Raw genomic sequence first — 21850 nt, 5'->3', positions numbered from 1 at the left:
GCCGAAAACCTGTAAAACAAGCCATCGTAACATAAAGCAATAATCACGCAAATTAAATATTTTTAGGATTACACTGCCTGATAAAAGCACAAATATGCCTTAATTTGCCAAATAATTGTTCACTATGTCATTAGTAAGGGCTAAAAAGCACCTCGGCCAACACTTTCTTACCGATAAAAATATCGCCTTAAAAATTGTTGACGCACTGCGCCCGCAACAAGGTTACCAACAGGTGCTGGAGGTTGGCCCGGGTATGGGTATCCTGTCTGACTTTTTGTTGCAGAAAACGGATTACGAAACCTACCTGATTGATATTGACACGGAATCGTACGAGTTTTTGCAAAAAAAATACCCGCAACTGGGCAGCAGGCTGATAAATGCCGATTTTTTGGAGTTGGATTTCGCGACTAATTTTAACGGCCCACTGGCTGTGATCGGTAACTTTCCATACAATATATCATCGCAGATACTATTTAAGATATTGGATAACCGCCAGCAAGTGCCCGAAGTGGTAGGCATGTTCCAGAAAGAAGTTGCTGAGCGATGCAATGCCAAAGCCGGTAGCAAGGAGTATGGTATACTGAGTGTTTTTTTACAGGCCTATTATAAAGTAGAATACTTGTTTACAGTAAAAGCCGGGGTATTCAATCCGCCGCCAAAAGTGTTATCGGCCGTTATACGGATGACGCGTAATGAGGTAGAGCAACTTGGCTGCGACGAAAAACTGTTTTGGCAGGTAGTTAAAGCCGGGTTTAACCAACGTAGAAAAACTTTGCGTAATGCTCTGTCTTCACTCATTAATAAAGAAAAGCTAACTGACGAGCCCATGTTAGAACTGCGCGCCGAAAGATTAACAGTTAGTGATTTTATCGCGCTGACGAATAGGATAACAGAAACGAGGTAATTAAATCTTAATCACCTCGTTCTTACCCTGCAATTCCTTTACCGATTCGGCCATTTTTTTGATAAACAGATAATTGGCTGTACCGCCGATTACCGCACCTACAACCGGCACTAAGCGCTGGGCGGCGCGTGCGCCAAGTTTAAGTATCAGTTTTTCGGCTACCGCTTCCAATACATTTTTGGTGAGGGCTATGCTGGCCTCTACTTTTAACGATGCCGCAACAATCTTCATAAATTCATCAAAGCTGATTTTATAGCTACCCTTTTTGTAGTAATTTATAGCCATAGTAATGCGGAATTGCTGCGTAATGAGGTTTACCACATCAAACGGAATACCCAGGGCCATGGTAACTACACCACCCGTACCCGACAGCACACCGCTACCGGCTGCCAAATAAGCGCATTGATTAATAAAGCCTTCGAGGCCGAGTTTATCAACCCCTTTTTTGATGTTGAACTGGTCTATACGGTCAAATATCTGCCTGAAGCCGCGTTGTGCCAATGTGTCAGCCTGACGTTTCAGGCCGGTCTTAATTTCTTTGAATGATCTCATCAGGTATTATTAGCAAGCAGGCTTTAAATAACCCTGCTCACCAATGGTATACGTACCAAAAGCAGTGCCAAAGCAAAACTGCCCACGACACCCAGCGGAGCTACCAGCAACGCTTTTACAGCCGGATCAATGCCCAAAGGCCTGAATAACATAGATAACACGATAAGCACCAGCGGATGAAAAATGTACGTAGCAAATGCCGCCCGCGACAAAGCACCAAGCATAGCCGACCTACCATCCCAACGATATTTGGCTATACCTGTTATTGCCACGCATATAGCAAAACCGGTAAGCTGCTCCCAAACGGAATACAGTAACGAGATATAATTAAAACCACCGCTAAACCACTCGATCGGTACATTAAATATAACTTTAATGGCATAGATGGCTAACAAGCCTAAGCCGCCGATGCTGATGGCTATACGCCGCATACGGCGTGCCTGCTCAAGGCTGATCTGCTCAAGCCAGTTATTGTTAGATGCTATTATACCCAGCGTAAATAAAGCTATGTATTGCGTAAAATGCCCCAACTGAAAGCCCAGCGGTTTAAGCACCCAGCCTACAGGAAAAATCATCCGTACAGCAAAGCTTATTACCCCTACTCCTGTTGCAAAAAGCAGGATGCGTTTGTTAGATGGCAGATTGATCCTGGTAGTTATGGTGCTTTTTGATACAAGCCTGATAACCGCGTAGCATACAGTAAACAACAGCAAGGCAACCACAAACCACATTACGCCAAAGCTCACCCAATCATCATACCCGCTTAAATACTGGCCGAAGGAGATATGATGTTCACCGGCATAGTAATAAACCAGGTAATTCATAAACGGTGATAATATGAACGAGTAAAATAACAACGGAATACCCAGGCGCAGCAACCTATCGGTAATAAAACGGCCGGCACCTTTTTTATCATAGGATGATGGCACAAACAGCGCCGACAGAAAGAAAAAATAACCCATAAAAAACGACTGGTTGATGGAAACTACAATAGTCATGGGGATGATAGCGCCTGCAAGGCTCGTTTTTTCGGAATAATACCAGCCGCCCGGCGCGCCGTAAGTAACCAGCACGTGGTGTATAATAACGAGGGCGGTAAGCAGTACTTTTACATTATTGATATAACTAAGCTTGCTTTTAGGGGCATCAGTGGCGGGCACTGGTTGATTGATTGTCATAACTGTAACCGGTGCGGATTTATGAGCGATAATAATTTGTAATTTGGCGGCCGAATATAACAGTTTGGCTTTGAAAAATAATATTTTAATAGTTGACGACCTGCATCCGTCGTACATGGAAATAGCCCAATCAAAGGGCTACACCTGCGATTATCATCCTGATTTTAAACTGGCCGATGCGCTTGCCGTTATCTCCAATTACGAGGGCTTGGCCATCCGCTCAAAATTTGAGGTTGATAAGGCCTTTATGGATGCCGCCCCTAACCTGCGTTTTATTACCCGTGCCGGTGCCGGTATTGATAATATTGATGGTGATTACGCCGCCCAAAAAGGCATCGACATATATAATGCCCCCGAGGGAAACTCCGATGCCGTAGGCGAACATGCCGTAGGTATGCTGTTAGCTTTAATGAACAAGTTTAACATTGGCAACCTGGAGGTACGTGATGGCAAATGGCTGCGCGAAGAAAACCGTGGTTACGAATTGAAAGGCCGCACCGTGGGCATTATTGGTTACGGCCACATGGGCCAGAGCTTCGCCCGCAAGCTATCCGGCTTTGAGGTTAACGTGATTGCTTATGATAAGTATAAAACCGGCTTTAGCGACCGCTATACCCGCGAGGTAAGCATGGAAGAAATTGTTAAGCACAGCGATATACTCAGCCTGCACGTTCCGCTTACTGCCGAAACGCAATACCTGGCTAATGATGAATATTTTTTCCACTTTAAAAAGCCGATATTTTTCATCAATACATCGCGCGGTAAAACGGCAAAGGTACGTTCGGTACTGAACGCCATTGAGCAGGGCAAAATAATAGGTGCCGCGCTGGATGTGCTTGAGGTTGAAAAATTCCCGGCCCTGGGCGAGCAGGAATGGTATGCCGATCTGTGCAAAACCAACAAGGTGATCCTCACCCCGCACGTAGCCGGCTGGACATTTGAATCGTACCGGAAAATAAGTGAGGTGCTGGCGGGGAAGTTGCCTTTGGTGGTCGATAGTCAATAGACCATAGTCCATGGTTTGAGAAGTATTAATACTATAGACTATCGACCATGGTCTATGGACTATCAAGTTTCTACTTGATAAAAAATTTGGAGATTAAAATTTAAATCCTTTATCTTCGTTTTATATCAAAGCAAGACTATGCGGGCCGAAGGGTTTACATAGTCTTGTTTGTTTTTTAAAAGAGTCGCGTCCTTCTTTTGTGATGAAAAGGAAGGGCGGTTTTTTTTTGACATTAACCGAAAACATTAACAGTTTAAATTTAATTAGTGCGTTATGGCAGAGGTATCATACTATACCAAAGAAGGTTTAGAGAAATTAAAAGAAGAATTACAGTATTTAAAAACTACAGGCCGTGCTAACATAGCCAAAGCTATTGCCGAAGCACGCGATAAAGGCGACCTTTCAGAAAACGCTGAATATGATGCCGCTAAAGAAGCACAAGGACTACATGAAGGTAAGATAGCCAAACTTGAAGGGGTGCTATCCAGCGCACGCTTGCTTGATGAATCAAAACTGGATAATTCAAAAGTATTAGCGCTTTCTATCGTAAAGATCAAGAATCTGAAAAATGGTGCTACCATGAGCTATCAGTTGGTATCAGAAACAGAGGCTGATCTCAAGGCGGGTAAAATATCGGTAAGCTCACCTATTGCCCAGGGCTTATTAGGTAAATCAGTAGGCGAAAAAATTGAGATAACCGTACCGGCCGGTAAAATTGAATTTGAGGTGCTTGAGATAAGCAGGTAAAAATTATTTATTGATTTATCGAATTACTGAAGGATTGAATTAAATACAAGTATGGTTAATTGAATTAGTGAATTATTGAGTTTTAAAAAACAATTCACTAATTCAATCCTTCAATAATTCGATAATTAAAAGATAAATAATCAATAATTCAATCCCTCAATAAATCAATAATTACATCGATGTCAAGTATATTTTCAAAAATAGTAGCGGGCGAAATACCGGCCCATGTAGTTGCCGAAAGCAATGATTTTTTAGCCTTTTTAGATATATCTCCCCTGGCTGAAGGCCATGTGCTGGTTATCCCTAAACAAGAGATTGACTATATTTTTGACCTTGACGACGAAACTTATACCGGCCTGCATATTTTTGCTAAAATAATAGCCAAAGGTATTGAAAAGGCTATCCCCTGCCAGCGTATTGGCGTAGCCGTTATAGGCCTTGAAGTGCCACATGTGCATATCCACCTTATTCCGGTTAACCATGTGGACGATATCAACTTTTCGCGCCCCAAACTAAGCTTTACCGATGAGCAGTTGGAAGCTACCAAAGACAAAATAAAAGAGGCCCTGCGCCAAAACTCCGAAGATATTTAATCTGCCAGCGGCACAAACTTCATTGATACTGAATTTACGCAATGGCGTGTGTTTTTGGCGGTAAAACCCTCGCCCAAAAACACGTGCCCTAAGTGTGCCCCGCAATTGGCGCAGAGGATTTCGGTGCGGCTGCCATCGGCATCGGTTTCGCGGCGTACAGCGCCCGGTATTTCATCATCAAAGCTCGGCCAGCCGCAAAAGCTCTCAAACTTAGCGTCAGACTGGTACAGCGGCGCATCGCAACGCTTGCACACGTACACACCCTGGGCTTTGTTGTTTAACAGCGTGCCTGTAAACGGACGCTCAGTGCCTTTGTATAATATTACCCTTTCTTCTTCGGGTGTCAATTCGTTATATTTCATAGTAATAGGATTACACATTAGGTTATGATTTCACCGATCATTTCGGTGATTTACCTGATGTATAAATATACTTAATTATGGGCAGAATGGTTTTAACCGGCACGTTGTTTACATGGCGCTGACATCAGCCTGAAAACAAAAAAATCCCGGTCTTTCAACCAGGATTTCTCATATTATAATAGCTTTTGGCTTTCGCCTTTATGCTTTCAGCCTTACGCTAATTTAGCCAGTTCCTCAGCCATAGCAGCACCAATTTCAGCAGGTGACTCTACCACGCGGATACCACACTCAGCCATGATCTTCATTTTGGCTGCAGCAGTATCGTCGGCACCGCCAACAATAGCACCGGCGTGGCCCATACGGCGGCCCGGAGGCGCTGTTTGGCCGGCAATAAAGCCTACTACCGGTTTAGTGCCATGCTCTTTGATCCAGCGGGCAGCTTCAGCTTCCATTCCACCGCCAATTTCACCGATCATGATGATGCCATGCGTTTCAGGATCGTTCATTAACAGTTCAACCGCTTCTTTGGTTGGTGTACCGATAATCGGGTCGCCACCAATGCCGATAGCGGTAGTGATACCTAAACCTGCTTTAACTACCTGGTCAACCGCCTCATAAGTTAAGGTACCTGATTTTGAAACCACACCTACGTTACCTTTTTTGAAGATAAAGCCCGGCATAATACCGATTTTAGCCTCATCAGCAGTGATGATACCCGGACAGTTAGGACCGATTAAACGGGTATTCTTATCAGTTAAATATTCTTTCACCTGGATCATATCCTTTGTAGGGATACCCTCAGTAATACAAACAATAACTTTAATGCCTGCCTCAGCAGCTTCCATAATAGCATCAGCCGCGAAAGCCGGGGGTACAAATATGATAGAAACATCAGCACCAGTAGTATCAACAGCATCTTTAACGGTGTTGAAAACCGGACGATCTAGATGGGTTTGGCCGCCTTTGCCGGGGGTTACACCACCTACAAGCTGCGTGCCGTACTCAATCATTTGCGAGGCATGATAAGTGCCCTCGTTACCGGTAAAACCCTGAACTATTACTTTGGAATCTTTATTTACAAGAACACTCATTGGCTTTTTTTTTATTCAATGCAAAGCTAAAATTATTTTATTAACTAAGATACCTTAACACCTTAAAGGCTGTGTTTTTTTACAATCTAACATTTAAATGATGCTCTTCGCACCATCACTCCGGTTATGTATGTTATAAAAAAGTTTTTGTTGTGGCTACAGGATGCTATTGATATCTTTCGGAACTATAAAAAACACACCTTTACCATGAAAAAATTAATTTTTGCAATAATTACCTGCATTGCCATTACACAACCCGGCTATGCACAGTTAGGCGGATTGCTAAAAAAAGGCACTGATATGCTGAGCGGCACTGGCCTGAGCCTTAATAAGATCATTAAACAACCGGCCGCTATTACCACTAATTTTAAGGATGATGCCATAACCAAGGGCGCACAACCACCAACTTTTCAGGAAGGTATCGCGGCTCAACCTCTGTACCTGCTGCCCAAAGCTACCGGCGGTGGCTACATTTTATGTGCCGGACTATACGAAATGACCAATAAAAGCTATTGCCTGCACGCCGGCACCCGCGGCCCAAGCACGGGCGATGGCTATATGCTTGCACCGGTTGAAGGACCTAAGAAAAACGTAGTGATCAACATTTTAAAGAGTGCCGAAAAGCATCCGGAGGTTAAACAACGCAACATACAGGTGTTGCTTTGGGCCATTATTGCCCGTACCAAACTGGCCGATTTTAGTACCGAGATAAAAGCGACCGCGGCTGTGCTGCTTACGCCGGAACAACTCTTAACCCTGGAAGGCGGCGCACTGGGTATTTTACCCAACAACGTGATGGAAAGCGCCAAAAGCAAATTACCTGCGCCGGTACAAGCCGTGTTTGAAGCCGAGAACAACATCAGGCGGTTAGCCGCATCAGGCAGCGCGAGTTATGAGGAAATGGAAAAATACGCGATACTGGCCGGTATTGCGCCTAATAATAACAGCGAATACCCATCAGGCACATGGTCATTACATCCGGACGGGTACTACATCCGCTATATTCCGCAAGGCTATTCTATAACCAAAGTACAAATTTTTGTGCCGAAAGAATTGATTGATAAGGCTGGTAAAGACCCTATAATTTACGATGCACCTTACGGCATAGCCTGCCCCGCAAACGTAGGTGCCCAACGCCTGGCCCAAACCAACGAGCCGCTTGAACCCGACTATACCAAAAAGCTCACTACCATTTGCGATCCGAAAAAATAAACAGAACGGGCGTTACAAATTGATGTAACGCCCGTTTTGTTTAGCCCGATTTTCCTTTAGGTACCTTAGTAAGCCACTGTAAAACGTTGGCGTATGTGTTTCGGGTTTTCCAACTCGTCAACAATAGCGGTAGCCATATCCTCTACTGAAATAATGCTGCGGTGGTTCTCATCAAATACAGGCTCATCCAGTCCTACACGGTAGGTACCTTTAATAATGCCGGCGGTGCCCTGGTGCATTTCAATAGCCGGACTCAGGAATGTCCAGTCGAGCTCAGTTTCGTTTTTGATGTAATTCAAATAATCACGGGCGGCGGTAGCACCTTCCTTGTATTCGGCGGGGAAGGTTGGCGTATCAACCAATTGCACGCCGGGGGCAACATATAAGCTGCCGCCACCACCAACTGTAAAAAATCTTTTAACGCCTGCTTTTTTAGTACCTGCCTGGATAGCTTTTGAGCCGCGCAAAAAATCGTCATAAATATTGGGGTTAGTCCAGCCGGCGTTAAAGGTATTTACAACGGCATCAGCGCCTTTAACGGCAGCAACAACTTCATCCTCGTTATAAACATCAGCCTTAACCGGGGTGATCTGTTCACCGGCTTTCAGTTTATCAATGCTACGGGCAATGGCTATTACTTCATGGCCACGTTTCCCCAGTTCGTTTAATACCGCTGTGCCTACAAAGCCTGTGGCACCAATTAATGCTACTTTCATGTTTTTGCTTTTATTTAAGTTGTTATTGACATAACTGTAATTTATTTAGTTACAGTATTGATTAAAAAAATTATTTTATCGGTTTACAAAAAGCCTCAAGCGTAACTGCGGCCAACCGGCTCACCATCACTTCTTCGGCCTTGTTATACAAAATTTCCAGTTCGGTATTGATCTGCCTGCCAACTGGACAAGCCGGGTTAGGTACATTTTTTTTTCCTAACGGGGATGCTTGCCTTACGGCATTATATACCTCGGACAGGCGAATCTCCTTAGCCGGTTTGGCAAGCATAGTGCCTCCCCCCTTGCCCTCCTTAGTGGTAATTAACCCATATTTACGCAGGTTACTGGTTTCTTTACGTACAATGGCGGCATTCACGTTCATGCTGCCTGCTACAAAGTCCGAAGTAAGCATTTCATCCTTCATGTAATAATGAAGGGTTAAAATATGAAGCGCTGTTGAAAACCGTACGTTATTCATTAACTGTAATGTTTTTTATTACAGTACAAATGTAAGGTAATTGCTGGCTGTGTCAATACCCAACCCATTGTAATTACAAAACAATGACTTTAGGATTATTTACAGCTTTGAATAAGCTCACTAACAAATACAGTGTCCGTATATAGCTGATCATACAGCTTTTCGTCAAGCACTTTTTTGCTGATGAGTTTGCTGCCCATACCTACAGCGCATACCCCTGCCCTAAACCAGGCTAATATACTCTCTTTGGTAGTATCAACCCCACCGGTAGGGATAAACAACTGCCCCGGGAATAGCTCTTTTATAGCGCTTAAAAAATCCGGCTTTAAAGTTCCGGCCGGGAAAAGCTTGATCAGGCCTGCATCGTGCTGCTGTGCGGTGTAGATCTCGGTCGGTGTCATACATCCGGGTACCCACAATAATTTATGCTTTTGGGCAACTCGGGCAACCTCGGGGTTAATTATGGGCGATACGATAAAATCGGCCCCGGCGCTGATAAATATCTCAGCCTCTTCAACAGATTTAATAGTGCCTATTCCGAGGTGCAGATCGGGCCATTCTATTTGTTGTATCTTTTTTAATTCACGGTAATTATCCAAGGCCTGCGGGCCGCGGTTGGTATATTCAAACACCCGCACCCCTGCCCTGTATAACGTACGGGTAACCTCAATACTTACCTGCGCGTCATCATAATAAAACAGCGGCAGCATACCCTGCGTTACAATGCTGTCAAATACCTGTTCCTTTTTATTCATTACTTATAGCGTTTTGTATTTCGTTAACGGTTTTGTTGGTGGTATCGCTCTCCACAAATAATTTGGTAAAGGCGGCAGCCGTGGCATATTCCAGCACCTGCGCTGCTGCCCAATTATTATACAAGCCGTAAATAAGCCCGGCCATAAAGCAATCACCACTGCCCACCTTATCAACAATTTGGTTTGATGAGTACTCTTTTGAGCTGATGAATTGCCCGTCGGTATATAAGGCGGTGTAATAATTGATCTCATTGTTGTTACCAAACCTGAAGGTGTTGGCTACCGTTTTACACTTAGGGAAACGTTTAACAATCTCTTCGGATGTATTAAGCGCTTCTTTAAGGTAGATACTTTTTTGGCCGCTCTCGTGAATATCAGGTACAACCGCGATGCCGAGCATCGCTTCGGCGGCCCATACGTTACCCATCACCACATCACAATAAGACAGTAATTGTTCCATTATTTCAATGGGTGATTTGCCATACTTCCATAACTTGGCACGGTAATTCAGATCGACCGATACCGTAATACCTTTGGCCGAAGCCGCCTTAACCGCCTCCAGGCAAACATCAGCCGCGCTTTGGCTTACCGCCGGCGATATGGCACTGAAATGAAACCAGCTCACATCAGCCAGCACCTCATCCCAATTGATCATGCCCGGCTTTAGTTCAGCAAAGGATGAATGCGCACGGTCATATATCAGTGCATCGTGCTTTACATCCTGCCCTTTGGTTAGGTAATACAATCCGATACGATCTCCACTAAACTGCACCTTATCAGTATTAATACCTTTTTGCTGTAAGTGGCTAAGTAGTTGTTTAGAGAGGTAATTACCGGGCAAAGCCGTGCAATATTGTACCGGCAGTTGCCATAAAGCAAGTGCGGTAGCTACATTTAGCTCAGCCCCACCTATAAAAAATGGGAGGTTGTTTTTAGCCAGCCATTCTCCTGATGCGTCCGGCGTAATACGCAACAGTAATTCACCAAAGCAAAGAATATATTTCATATACAATAAAAATAACAGACACGAGCAGATGAAGCTTTAAATCCAAATAACGCTTTTTTTAAGTCAATAAGCAAGTTTTAAGCATTTGCCTTTTTGATGTTACGAGTATTCGAGAATACTTAAAGAGGCACCTATTATGGAGCTAATAATAAACTATTGGTTCTGTTAAAAGCCTTATTTAATAGCTGAAACAAGGCTTCCTGAAAAAAATTAAAAAAATAATATTACCGTAACCTATAGACTACTAAATAATTACATTACAAAGGATATAAATTAGATCTGTCAACCTTAGATTTTTTAAAAAACCTCTTGCAGAATAGAAAATCGTGCCTATATTTGCATCACCAAAAACGGAGTGGTAGTTCAGCTGGTTAGAATACATGCCTGTCACGCATGGGGTCGCGGGTTCGAGTCCCGTCCATTCCGCTTAGAGAGTTTCAAAACTTACCGAAACCGCTTAATTCAACGAATTAAGCGGTTTTTTTATGTCAAAACCACTCGTTTCAAATCATCTAAAATGCCATCCTCGGTTAACAGTTCGGTTAACAAGGAAGGTCTGCTATATTTGTTAACCGAATAAGCTTTTAATTAATTGATTTATAGAGTTTTAGAGCGAATAAAATCAATCTAAAACGAACCAAAAGGCATCAATTAATTCAATTACAAAAGGCTTAAAAGGAGCAACAAATGAAGAATGCAGGCAATTTATCAGTTTTAGTATGGGCTAACAGGGCAAGAAAGTCACCGGATAATTTGGTTCCCCTCTACGTCAGACTTACTTATTTAGGAAAACGGGCTGAAATCTCAACAAATCTAAGAGTGGAGTTGAATAACTGGAGTGCGAGTTATGGTTTGATGATGGATGGAAGCGCTTCGTCAAAGAAGATCAACACCGAAATTGGCGTTATTAAAAAAGAGATCGAACGGACTTTTGATCGACTTATTAATGCGGACGTAAATGTTTCGGCAGAACTTATTAAAATAAAATATCTTGGTAAAGACAAGCAAGTAGATGCGCGACGGAAATTGCTCGAGGTGTCGAAGAGCATAACTCAAAGATGTACGAATTGATCGGCAAGGGGGTGGTCAAGGCGACGCATACGAAATATGAGACCATCAAGGTCAAAGTCGCTGAATTCCTGAAATACCAATACAAAGTCCCGGACATGTACCTTGATGCGTTGAAGTATTCGTTTATAACTGATTTTGAACATTATTTAAAAGCACATGATAATATCAGTCACAACGTAACGATGAGTTACATCAAACGGGTAAAGCGGATCGTCAATATCACTTGCCAAAATAAATGGATCACCCACAATCCATTTGAAGCATTCGTCTGCACTATCCATAAGGTTGCCCGTACCGAGCTTGAGGCGGAAGAGTTACAAATTCTTGAATCCAAAAACTTCACTACTGACCGTCTGAAAGAAGTTGCTGATTGTTATTTATTCTCTTGCTACACAGGATATGCCTTTGTCGGTGCCTGTAAACTGACGCCCCAGCACGTCGTTCGTAAAACAGACGGTGAACTTTGGATCATTACAGAACGCACCAAGTCAAAAATTGAAGCAAACGTACCATTGCTGCCCAAAGCTATTGCGATCATCGATAAATACCAAGATCACCCTAAATGTGTCACAAGAAACAAATTGTTGCCCATGCGAAGCAATCAGAAAATGAATGAGTACTTACAGGAAATAGCGGAATTATGTGGCATCAATAAAAAGCTAACTACCCACACTGCCAGGCATACCTTTGCTACAACAGTAACTTTAGAAAATGGGATACCAATGGAAACAGTTAGCAAGATGCTGAGGCATACCAAGATCACCACGACGCAAATTTACTCTAGGGTTAAAGACAAAAAAGTGAGTAATGATATGAAAGCACTGCCATATGCCTTAGATGCAAAACCTAGCCATGTCTTACGATCAGGGCAGGTTGATATGGCGAACGCGCCTTTCAATGTAACCGAAGTGCGAAATAACGCATATGAAGATACCATAGCTTTTATTGCACCTATTCTCCGGGAGTTGGATGATTTAAAAGGCTTGAAGGTTTCAATCAGCTGGGTTTCCTACCGCGAATATCTAAAATACCGGCAGAACAATTTGCTCACATGGGATAGCCAACTAGATAGCGAACCTGCCTTTGCGCTAATAATTAACTATTTCGGCCCGTCTGAAAAACTTGGTAATGCTGAACAAACACTTAATTCATCCTTTTACTTTTTAGAAAGGAATTTAAAAGCAAAACTGGTTTTAAATCCGACAGACGATGTTTTGCATCGATGGGTTTTAATTTGATGCTTACCTATGTGGTCATATTAGTGCATTTATAAAATTTCATAAAGTAAATCTTTCTAAGGGCATTGATGTGGTCATTATTAGGACTCAAAGACAATACTAAGATTCTATTCGCCTTTAACATATCGTGACCGACATAGTAATGAAATGATAACCATTCAAACCTTTGCACTTTAACCCAATTGAATTTTATCTAAATAATATGTACATTTAAATTAGTAACTTATACTATGTTAGACTAACATTAGACCTAAACTTATATGAAATCTACCGAACCTCATTTTGCTTCTAGGATCGTGGTGTTGATACCTTGTTTCAATGAAGAAAAAAACATTCCTTCGCTTGCACGAGAATTGTCTAATCTCCTTAGCGGTTATACCTTTAAAATAATTTTCATTGATGACGGAAGTACAGATAATTCGCTTACGGTACTAAAAGTCTTAAGCGCTACAAATACTAATATATTTTTTTTAAGTCTGTCAAGGAATTTTGGCCATCAAATCGCTTTAAAGGCTGGATACGACTCGGTAGTAGAAGCTGATTGCGTTATATGCATAGATGCAGATTTTCAGCAACCCCCTATATCGATACTTGATCTTATTAGGAAATGGAATGAGGGGTATGATATTGTTAACGCTGTCAGAAGAACAAATTCGTCTATTCCATTTTTGAAAAGAATATTTTCTAGTCTTTTTTACTATACGATTAACTCTTTTTCAAAGGACAAAATATTGACAAATGGACCGGATTTTAGATTGATCGATAAAAAAGTATTGGAAGTCGTAAAATCGATCAAAGAGCAAAATATCTTTTTTAGAGAATTAATATCATGGGTCGGATTTAAACAGACTACGATTGAATTTGAAGTAGCGAAACGTCTGTGGGGTCAGCCGAAATATACATGGCGAAAAATGTTCGCACTATGTAAAGTTGGAATGTTTGCATATGGTATAAGTCCATTGCGATTGTCTATTAGCATTGGCCTAATGTTTTCTTTCCTATCTTTTATTTATGGTTTTTATGCAGTTTATAGTTATCTGACGAATTCAGGAACAGTACCAGGTTGGACTTCCATCATTGCTAGTTTCTTATTTATTTCCGGATTTCAATATGTACTTATGGGAATAATTGGAAAATATATAGGCAAAACCTACTTGGAATCGCGTAATCGCCCAGTTTATGTTGTTAGTGATTCAAATATTCAAAAAGAGACGTTTAAGCTTCCTTCTATTACAAAGCAAATATGAAAAGTGTTATAATAATTGGCGCGGGGCCTGCTGGATTAACAGCGGCCTACGAATTTCTAACCAAAACAACGATAAAGCCGATTATTCTTGAGACAGAGTCTCAGGTTGGGGGGTTATCAAAAACTGTTGATTATAACGGCAATCTAATTGACATCGGGGGCCATCGCTTCTTTTCAAAAAGTGACAAGATTATAGAATGGTGGTTAAAGTTTATGCCATTAGAACAAGTTGAAATGGATGGAGATGAAGCTAAATATCAAGATCATACATCCAAACAAAATAGTTGTGACGTTGACGACAGGACCCCCAAAATGCTTCTCCGGCAGCGAAAATCCCGAATTTACTTTGACAAAAAATTTTATGATTATCCCTTAAAATTCAACCTTAAGACATTAAAAAATATAGGAATAGTTGAAATCGGTAAGATTATAGCCTCATACGGTTGGGCGAAGGTTAACCCAATTACACCGGAAAATAGTTTAGCCGACTTTTTTATCAACCGCTTCGGTAATGTTCTTTATAAAAGATTTTTCGCCGATTATACAAAGAAAGTCTGGGGTAGGTCATGTGACGAGATCCCTGCCAGTTGGGGACATCAACGTATAAAAGATCTGAATTTTTTCAAAACAATTACAGATTCAATACGATCAATATGGATAAAAGACAGGTCGCTTTCGCAAACGACAAAAGAAACGAGCCTTATTGAGCAGTTCATGTATCCTCAGCTAGGACCGGGGCAACTTTGGGAAGAAGTCGCCCAAAAAATAATAGAATTAGGCGGAGAAATTAGACTGAATAGTTCGGTGACCCAGCTTCTTTTCAATGCAGAAAACTCACTACGATCATGTTTCGTTAAAGACAAATTAAAAGAATATGAATACGAATTACCAGCCGATCTATTCGTTTCGACAATGCCCTTAAAAGATCTTATTTATAAAAGCAAAAATTTAAATATTCCTGCAAACATCAGGAGCATTGCAGAAGGTCTATTATATCGTGACTTTATTATTGTTGGTATATTGTTGACCGGTTTTGCTAATTCAGAAATACAAAAGGAACTTGTTGATAATTGGATATATATTCAAGACAAAGGTGTTACAGCGGGAAGAATGCAAATATTTAATAATTGGAGTCCCTTTATGAGCAAATATAAAGAAAATACATGGATAGGAATCGAATATTTTACCAACGAATCTGAGTATTTATGGAACTGCAGTGATCAGGAGATAACTGCTTTTTCGATTAACGAAATCGTGAATATAGGCTTAATCACCAATAACGCTGTATTAGATACCACTGTTATTAGAGTCAAAAAAGCTTATCCTTCTTATAATGGTACATATAGCGGCTTTCCAGAGCTTCAAGAATTTTTAGATACCCTTCCAAACCTCTATGTCATCGGGCGTAATGGGATGCACAGGTATAACAATAGCGATCATAGCATGTTGACCGCGATGGAAATGGTTGCAAACATAAAAGAGCACCGCTCAGATAGATCCAATATCTGGTCGGTTAATACAGAAAAACAATATCATGAAGAAAAATAGCTGATTAAGACAAGATGGTCGAAACATTTTTTACCCAGGCTATAAATAATAAGCAACTTTTCAAACGCTTCCATATTTACACACTGATAATTATAGGCATAATTTCATACTTGCCTATTTTAAACCATCACTATTTCACCGGTGCGGAGGATGATCGTTGGGTACTCTTCGAAAACGTGCAAGTTACGAGCCTCAACTTGGATCATATGAAGGATTACTTTGGAAGTTTCTACGAAGGGCAATACTCGCCACTTAATACATTAGTATATTCTATAATATATTATTTTGTACAAGATGACCCCCTTTACTATCACTTGCTGTGCTTGTCAACACATATTATGAATTCCTGTTTAGTATATTACGTAATTAAACGTTTGGTCAAAAACGTTGGAAATTTACCACACAAAGGTGCTACCGATCGAATTGATTCAATTGCATTCATAACGGCGCTTATTTTCTTGATTAATCCGATGCAGGTACAATCAGTAGCGTGGATAGCTGCATCAAAAATCCTATTGTATTCCCTCTTTTCGCTGCTATCAATACTGTGTTATATATATTATTATGAGTACAGATATTGGCATTTTTATTTTAGTTCAATAGTTTTTTTCGTTCTTTCATTTGGTTTTAAAGAGCAGACAATCGTTTTGCCGTTATCACTACTTTCAATTGATTTTGTGCTTAATAGAAACCAAGAAGTTATAAAGTGCATTGTTGAAAAATTACCATTTTTTACCTTGTCTTTATTGTTTGCGATTATAAGTATAAAAGCTCAAGAAAGCGTATTTAAGGATAGATTAATTAACGACTATTATCCCCTAAGCCAGCGCATTGTACTGGGGTTGCAGGCCTTAAACGTGTATATATTCAGAACCGTCCTGCCGCATCGGCTTGGTTTCTACACAGATTTCCCTATTAAGCCAGGTGAGACATTACCAATCACCTTTTATGCTCTTGCATTTATTCCAATCATTCTTGGAATATTTGGACTTCTCCGTTTTAATTTAAAAAAACACTTTATCGGAATATGGTGTGCTTTGTTTTTTTTTATCAACATTTGTTTAACTCTTCATATAATTCCGATGTCCAGGTATTATATATCAGATCGCTATGTTTATATGAGCATGATTGGAAGCTCCTTGGCTATTGCACTGTGGATCAACAAAATGATTACCAACAAGTTAACTTTTTTTAAAGCTTTATTTATTCAAGGAGCCTTCATAGTTTATATTGGCTATTTTATTGTCTATACTTATTTGTATAGTTCCACATATTGATTTTTTTAATTAGGACATCATGCATATATGAAAGTAGTAACAATGCTCAGCAACCTTTGCAGTAAATAGTAGTTTTAACTTTATACAATCAACCCATCCAATGACTTTGATGTCTTAGTTATTTATTTTTTCCACCGGTAATAATAATATATCTTCAAAATATCTATCGGCAACAACAATATCTCTAATAATTTGATTCGACTATCGCCAGGGTCTCGCCAAATCAACAATGGTTTCTCACAAATACACTCACTAAGTTTCCTATTCAAAGGCCCATGAATTTTCTTTAGCCGGGCGAATATCTCTACATCAAATAACCACTTTGTTTGGAATCTTTCGAAAAAAACTAACTGTGCAAGATCAGCTTTGAAGATTTTGAGTCCACACTGGGTATCATATATTATTTCATCGAGAATTATACTTATTATTGTTGCAATCATCCTTCCAGAGTAATGCCGAAAAGCAGATCTTTTAATTGACATACCTAATAAGGCTACTCGAGAACCAAAAATGCCATCTATACTGTTACTGTTGCTTACCAGATTATCGAGCATTATTTCTAACTCCGTTAAAGGTGCGGCCAAATCGGCGTCAATAAAGCCAACGTATTCACAGTTGAAATTTGCTAGCATATAAAGAGATCCCTGTCTTACGGCTTCAGCTTTTCCAACATTCTCTACAAGGTTGATCACAATGACATCATTACACAGCTGCGATATGTAAGTCAGAATTTCTTGTGTCCGATCAGTACTTCCGTCATTAACAAAACAGAATTTTATGTCTTTCCTAAATTCTATAAAATCCTTGAAAATTTGAACATCTAGCCTAGTTGATTCGTTATAGCAAGGCACTATAACGCTTAAAGTGATTTGTTTCTTCATAAATAATGTAATTCACCAAAATAGATGATTTCAGTTATTTGCAATAGCAGTTTCGAAGTTATTGTAACGACGAAATTCATGAGGTTCACACGTCAGGAGGCGACGCTATTCTTTTGGTTAGTTTGATAACATTCATGTTATATTTTGAATTTAAACAACATTTTAGACCGTAAAAATAAATCTCTGATCGTGATAGCAATGACAACATATCCGATCAGCATAAATGGCATGTACCAGACTATAAAATCTATATGTGTATGTATGTATGCATGACCTTTAAAGATTACAAACCAGGATAAGGGACTTGACAGAGAGAACCATAACATTGCAATAAGTGACCGATCTAAGAGACGCTCTGAAATTGAACGGCTTTTTGTTTCAAAAAACATTCTATATGAACTGATTGCAACGAGTAAGATTATTAATGAGTAAAATGTACAGAGATCGTTTAACACCTGTAAGAATGTGTTTTGGCAGTTAGGCAGAAAATGGCCCTCTAAGTAAGTGTTGATAACGTCGAACGAATTACTATGAACGCTATCTAAATAAGGCAAATCCATTTTATTGCTCTCTATAAATGTTCTTTTACTAAAAGAGTAAATTATATAGCTAAAAGCATAGCTTACATTTTTAAATTGATGTGTTAATTGCCCCAAAAGAAGCACAAGTGAGATTGTAGTTCCAAACATCATCCCTCGTAAGGCTATAGATACCTTTTCAAATGTCACTTTTAAAACTTCTTTATTTAAAACATGATAAAAAACAAGGGGACACAATCCTGATATAATTGTTGTTGTTATAAATTCGAAACCGGTAAATAGGAATTTGATAAATATCAAAAGAAAAAAAAACCAAAATGTCGATTTATTTATGTTTTTTTTATTATTTACAATGAGTGGAAAAATAACAAGACTTAAAATGAAAGGTGCAAAAAAGAAGAACGGAACCCAATATATCGTGTGCGAAAATATGACTAACCAAGGCGAAAAAAAAATAAACAAATAGGTCAAAATCATAGTTGTGCCGCCCCATTTCTTTTCCACCCAATTGCAGAATAGTAATAAGACTCCGGCTGTAGCTAAGGAGTTGAGCAGCTGACAGATACGAAATACATCCCATGTTGACATTGGTAGGGTTTCGGCAATACAACTATACAACAACGATTGAAAACCCGGTTGGGAATAGTACGGCTCATAGCCGTCATCACCTTTGGCATTTTCTTTATTATAATAGGCGTTAAAGTCTCGCAAATCGGGATCATACAACAACAATCTTCCTTGAAAACATGAATATGAAGTTAAACCATCTTTCTTGCTCTTGACAATTCGCCCAACAGCCAATGCTTCGCTATCAAATTGAAATGTCGAAAATTGATCTTTGTTTACAACGGGGATAAAATCGGTAAAGAACTGGATAGTTAAGAGAATCAATAATCCAAGGTACGCGATCTTTTTAAATGGTCTCCTACACATTCAAATGATTTAAATATTTCCTTTAAAGTAATTCTTACAAAATGGTTAAAATCGAATTGCTAGCTTAACGAAACTGTACACCTTAACTTAAACGCTTTGTATGGGTAATCCATATCAGAAATGTTCTGTTAAATTATAATACATCAGTAATTAAGTTATTACACAGCCAAATCGGAAATGAATTAATATTATTAGCAAGCTAATCGAATAAACCCTTCTAGTATGCCAGTATTTATTGGCAACGTCATTTTCTTATGAAAAGCGAATTTAAGAAATGATAACCCAAAATTGTCCAGGTAATAATTGATCGGATATGGTAACATCACTGGCCTTACCGTGCTAAAGCCTTCGAGCTTTTCTTGTTGCATTAATCTATGAATTAATGCCTGGAGCCCACGGGTTGAAGGAATAGATAAATGCTCACCCCATATTAGGTAGGGCCAGAATTTATTTAGATATCTTGCAGCGACGCTACCCATATCTGGACAAGTCACGTACATTGTGCCTCCAGTTTTATTTGTTATATCTATTAGGTTCTTTATGAATGCCTCTGGAAACAGCACATGCTCAAGCACTGTAATTGACAGCACCAGATCAAATGTCGTAGACTTAAAATGTTTTGAAAATTCCTCATTCAAATCTATCTTTATCCAATCAATATTTTTATGTGTAATTTTTGCTGGCCTATCATGAAAATCAACCGCAACACCTTTTGACGCGGGGAATCGCTCGGCTAAAAGAGCTGAAATTTCCCCATTCCCGGCTCCGACATCTATCCAGCTAAAGCTGGCCTTATCTTCAAAATTACATTCCGATACCAGTATCGCATTGTCAACACACTGATTATACCATTTGACTAAAGGGTTATTTTCCCTAACATTTCTCGTGAAGCTATTCATACCCCCGTCAAAAGAATTGTATAGATCTCGTAACTGGTCCGGTGAAGGTAGTGGGTATGTCTGACCTGATCTGCAAACATCACATATCCCAAAATTAAATGGACCGTGCTCCTTCTTATATTTGTGATATTTATTAATGTATCTGACTCTTACTTTGGTTGCCTTGCAATAACTGCATTTATTTTCATCCATAATAAATAATAAGGTTTATAGTTCCAAGGATAGCAAATAAATAGCAGTTAACCAATCCACAGATTATTTAAAAAAGCAGAAAAGAGTCTAACTTGAAAAGAGATATTTATTAAAATCATTAATATAATCAAATACTGATATTTACTATCTTTCTTAATTAACCATGGGGATAAAATTGTAAACATTACTAAAATCGCTTGAAGTGGAATTTTATATATATCAGTAATAAAGAATGGCAGACTTATTAGTATAAGCAGGACGATGTTATCTGAAGTTCGTATGAATCTTCTTTTATATAACCAAAAACAAAAATTTAAAGCAAAAGGGGAACAGAGGATGTGTCGGTTGATGCTCCAAATATTTCCGGAACCTCTCAAATTATGTGTGAAGAAAACATCGAGGATTGTCATCCCCGATAAGCAAAAAATGGAAAATAATACTGAAGCGTTCAAGCTTAATACGCTCAATGGAGACCCACCCTTGAAAATTATTACAACTACCTTGCAAGAGAAGAAGATCGCTACTAGGCCTAAAACAAGTGCTAATACGTCAGGAGCAAGTGCGTAATCTATATTCAGTGTGGTCATTGGGATGCCTGGTATTAACCATGATCTTCTCCAATACCTTTGAACAGATAAAAAGTAGAAAATTTTATCGGTCTGAATATATTGAATTAATGCAGTTATGAGTATGCCCAAAATAGCCGCACCCCAGTATACTATTTTCTTAGTAACAGATCCTGTTTTATTTGAAAATGGGTATATGCCGAATATAGCCAAAACAATTAAGGCTGGTAGAAATAATATTGATGTAGAGCGAATTAATGAGCATGTTATCAATCCTATGTAAAATAGCATTTCATTCTTCTTGTCCAACCCATACAACATCGCAAAACCGGCAGCAAAAAAAAAAGCCTCTGAATAGGGAACGGCAAAGAAGAAGAAACTGGGTGTAGATAATGTTAGTAACGCCAGCAATATTCCTGGGTTTGATTTACTAAACACGAAGATGAAGGTTATAGCAAAAACAACGGCGTTAAAAATGCTAATGCCAACTGCTGACAATCCCAATAAACGCCACGTATATGGGAACAAAGGAAAAAATGCTAAATTACATATTTGTTCTGGTAGAAACTGGTATCCGTTATCCCTAATTGTTGCAAACCATTGGGCGTCCCATGAAACCAAAGTTGATTCAACAACAATACAGTCTATCAAGCCATACTTCCTAGCGATTTCAAAAAAGGTTACCGAAATCAAGAAAAATGACAAAACTGCGACGACATATCTAAAGTCAAAATAAGGTGATAGGGGATTATACTTCATTTACAGAGGTTGAGATATGCTAATTTAATAATTGATTTCACAGAAACATTTTCTTAATTACTATTTTTAGTTCGCACTCTAATAAGCACAGATTTTTCATT

22 protein-coding genes and 1 tRNA gene are annotated in these 21850 nt (G+C 39.6%); 11 read left to right on the top strand and 12 right to left on the bottom strand.

Annotated elements, in window-relative coordinates; genetic code table 11:
* The first annotated feature begins 124 nt into the window (after nucleotides 1-124).
* Nucleotides 125-904 carry a 16S rRNA (adenine(1518)-N(6)/adenine(1519)-N(6))-dimethyltransferase RsmA gene (gene rsmA, locus AC3WJC_RS01995; RefSeq protein ID WP_492397395.1) on the top strand — a complete coding sequence of 260 codons (780 nt, stop codon included), beginning with the start codon at nucleotides 125-127 and terminating at the stop codon, nucleotides 902-904.
* Here rsmA and AC3WJC_RS01990 read toward each other — a convergent pair whose 3' ends face one another.
* Complete coding sequence (locus AC3WJC_RS01990; RefSeq protein ID WP_492397394.1) at nucleotides 905-1456, bottom strand: hypothetical protein; 552 nt, start codon at nucleotides 1454-1456, stop codon at nucleotides 905-907. It abuts the gene before it with no gap.
* A 23-nt stretch (nucleotides 1457-1479) separates the two neighbouring features.
* Nucleotides 1480-2634 (bottom strand): acyltransferase family protein, encoded by a 1155-nt coding sequence (locus AC3WJC_RS01985; protein WP_492397393.1) that lies wholly within the window; start codon nucleotides 2632-2634, stop codon nucleotides 1480-1482.
* Between the two features lie 70 nt (nucleotides 2635-2704).
* Here AC3WJC_RS01985 and AC3WJC_RS01980 point away from each other — a divergent pair, with 70 nt between their 5' ends.
* From AC3WJC_RS01980 to AC3WJC_RS01970, 3 genes are all read left to right on the top strand, one after another.
* The gene (locus AC3WJC_RS01980; protein ID WP_492397392.1) at nucleotides 2705-3640 is read left to right on the top strand and encodes an NAD(P)-dependent oxidoreductase; all 936 of its coding nucleotides are present in this window, start codon (nucleotides 2705-2707) and stop codon (nucleotides 3638-3640) included.
* A 273-nt stretch (nucleotides 3641-3913) separates the two neighbouring features.
* On the top strand, nucleotides 3914-4387 hold the full coding sequence (greA, locus tag AC3WJC_RS01975) for a transcription elongation factor GreA (RefSeq protein ID WP_492397391.1): 474 nt from the start codon (nucleotides 3914-3916) through the stop codon (nucleotides 4385-4387).
* 179 nt (nucleotides 4388-4566) lie between these two features.
* Complete coding sequence (locus tag AC3WJC_RS01970) at nucleotides 4567-4980, top strand: HIT family protein (protein WP_492397390.1); 414 nt, start codon at nucleotides 4567-4569, stop codon at nucleotides 4978-4980.
* Here the strand turns inward: AC3WJC_RS01970 and AC3WJC_RS01965 are convergent.
* Both AC3WJC_RS01965 and sucD read right to left on the bottom strand, forming a co-directional pair.
* Nucleotides 4977-5342 carry a methionine-R-sulfoxide reductase gene (locus AC3WJC_RS01965; RefSeq protein ID WP_492397389.1) on the bottom strand — a complete coding sequence of 122 codons (366 nt, stop codon included), beginning with the start codon at nucleotides 5340-5342 and terminating at the stop codon, nucleotides 4977-4979. The genes AC3WJC_RS01970 and AC3WJC_RS01965 overlap by 4 nt on opposite strands.
* Before the next feature lie 212 nt (nucleotides 5343-5554).
* Nucleotides 5555-6433, bottom strand: coding sequence for a succinate--CoA ligase subunit alpha (gene sucD / locus AC3WJC_RS01960; RefSeq protein WP_492397388.1), 879 nt, complete (start codon nucleotides 6431-6433; stop codon nucleotides 5555-5557).
* Nucleotides 6434-6640: 207 nt separating this feature from the next.
* Here sucD and AC3WJC_RS01955 point away from each other — a divergent pair, with 207 nt between their 5' ends.
* On the top strand, nucleotides 6641-7645 hold the full coding sequence (locus tag AC3WJC_RS01955; protein ID WP_492397387.1) for a hypothetical protein: 1005 nt from the start codon (nucleotides 6641-6643) through the stop codon (nucleotides 7643-7645).
* Between the two features lie 65 nt (nucleotides 7646-7710).
* Here the strand turns inward: AC3WJC_RS01955 and AC3WJC_RS01950 are convergent, their stop codons facing one another.
* From AC3WJC_RS01950 to AC3WJC_RS01935, 4 genes are all read right to left on the bottom strand, one after another.
* Entirely contained in the window at nucleotides 7711-8361 is a 651-nt protein-coding gene (locus tag AC3WJC_RS01950) for an NAD(P)-dependent oxidoreductase (protein WP_492397386.1), read from the bottom strand.
* 70 nt (nucleotides 8362-8431) lie between these two features.
* Nucleotides 8432-8839, bottom strand: coding sequence for an Rrf2 family transcriptional regulator (locus AC3WJC_RS01945; RefSeq protein WP_492397385.1), 408 nt, complete (start codon nucleotides 8837-8839; stop codon nucleotides 8432-8434).
* Nucleotides 8840-8934: 95 nt separating this feature from the next.
* Entirely contained in the window at nucleotides 8935-9594 is a 660-nt protein-coding gene (locus tag AC3WJC_RS01940) for a beta/alpha barrel domain-containing protein (protein ID WP_492397384.1), read from the bottom strand.
* Nucleotides 9587-10600 (bottom strand): PfkB family carbohydrate kinase, encoded by a 1014-nt coding sequence (locus tag AC3WJC_RS01935; RefSeq protein ID WP_492397383.1) that lies wholly within the window; start codon nucleotides 10598-10600, stop codon nucleotides 9587-9589. The genes AC3WJC_RS01940 and AC3WJC_RS01935 overlap by 8 nt, the downstream gene beginning before the upstream one ends.
* Before the next feature lie 352 nt (nucleotides 10601-10952).
* Here AC3WJC_RS01935 and AC3WJC_RS01930 point away from each other — a divergent pair.
* The 6 genes from AC3WJC_RS01930 to AC3WJC_RS01905 all read left to right on the top strand — a co-directional run bounded on the left by AC3WJC_RS01930 (nucleotide 10953) and on the right by AC3WJC_RS01905 (nucleotide 16980).
* A tRNA-Asp gene (locus AC3WJC_RS01930) sits at nucleotides 10953-11026 on the top strand.
* 261 nt (nucleotides 11027-11287) lie between these two features.
* Nucleotides 11288-11671 (top strand): Arm DNA-binding domain-containing protein, encoded by a 384-nt coding sequence (locus AC3WJC_RS01925; protein ID WP_492397382.1) that lies wholly within the window; start codon nucleotides 11288-11290, stop codon nucleotides 11669-11671.
* Nucleotides 11659-12909 (top strand): tyrosine-type recombinase/integrase, encoded by a 1251-nt coding sequence (locus tag AC3WJC_RS01920; protein ID WP_492397381.1) that lies wholly within the window; start codon nucleotides 11659-11661, stop codon nucleotides 12907-12909. Before AC3WJC_RS01925 ends, AC3WJC_RS01920 begins: the two co-directional genes overlap by 13 nt.
* Before the next feature lie 260 nt (nucleotides 12910-13169).
* A complete protein-coding gene (locus AC3WJC_RS01915; protein ID WP_492397380.1) occupies nucleotides 13170-14156 on the top strand; it encodes a glycosyltransferase family 2 protein in 987 nt (328 codons plus the stop codon).
* On the top strand, nucleotides 14153-15703 hold the full coding sequence (locus tag AC3WJC_RS01910) for an NAD(P)/FAD-dependent oxidoreductase (RefSeq protein ID WP_492397379.1): 1551 nt from the start codon (nucleotides 14153-14155) through the stop codon (nucleotides 15701-15703). Before AC3WJC_RS01915 ends, AC3WJC_RS01910 begins: the two co-directional genes overlap by 4 nt.
* 14 nt (nucleotides 15704-15717) lie before the next feature.
* A complete protein-coding gene (locus AC3WJC_RS01905) occupies nucleotides 15718-16980 on the top strand; it encodes a hypothetical protein (protein WP_492397378.1) in 1263 nt (420 codons plus the stop codon).
* Nucleotides 16981-17102: 122 nt separating this feature from the next.
* Here AC3WJC_RS01905 and AC3WJC_RS01900 read toward each other — a convergent pair whose 3' ends face one another.
* The 4 genes from AC3WJC_RS01900 to AC3WJC_RS01885 form a co-directional block, all read right to left on the bottom strand.
* Nucleotides 17103-17861 (bottom strand): glycosyltransferase, encoded by a 759-nt coding sequence (locus tag AC3WJC_RS01900; RefSeq protein WP_492397377.1) that lies wholly within the window; start codon nucleotides 17859-17861, stop codon nucleotides 17103-17105.
* Between the two features lie 137 nt (nucleotides 17862-17998).
* Nucleotides 17999-19333 (bottom strand): hypothetical protein, encoded by a 1335-nt coding sequence (locus AC3WJC_RS01895; protein ID WP_492397376.1) that lies wholly within the window; start codon nucleotides 19331-19333, stop codon nucleotides 17999-18001.
* 191 nt (nucleotides 19334-19524) lie between these two features.
* On the bottom strand, nucleotides 19525-20424 hold the full coding sequence (locus tag AC3WJC_RS01890; RefSeq protein ID WP_492397375.1) for a class I SAM-dependent methyltransferase: 900 nt from the start codon (nucleotides 20422-20424) through the stop codon (nucleotides 19525-19527).
* Between the two features lie 47 nt (nucleotides 20425-20471).
* Nucleotides 20472-21749, bottom strand: coding sequence for a hypothetical protein (locus tag AC3WJC_RS01885; protein ID WP_492397374.1), 1278 nt, complete (start codon nucleotides 21747-21749; stop codon nucleotides 20472-20474).
* Between the last annotated feature and the right edge of the window lie 101 nt (nucleotides 21750-21850).

The sequence above is a fragment of the Mucilaginibacter sp. FW306-07-L genome, from assembly GCF_058782065.1.
This window is presented reverse-complemented; position numbering and strand designations above follow the sequence as displayed.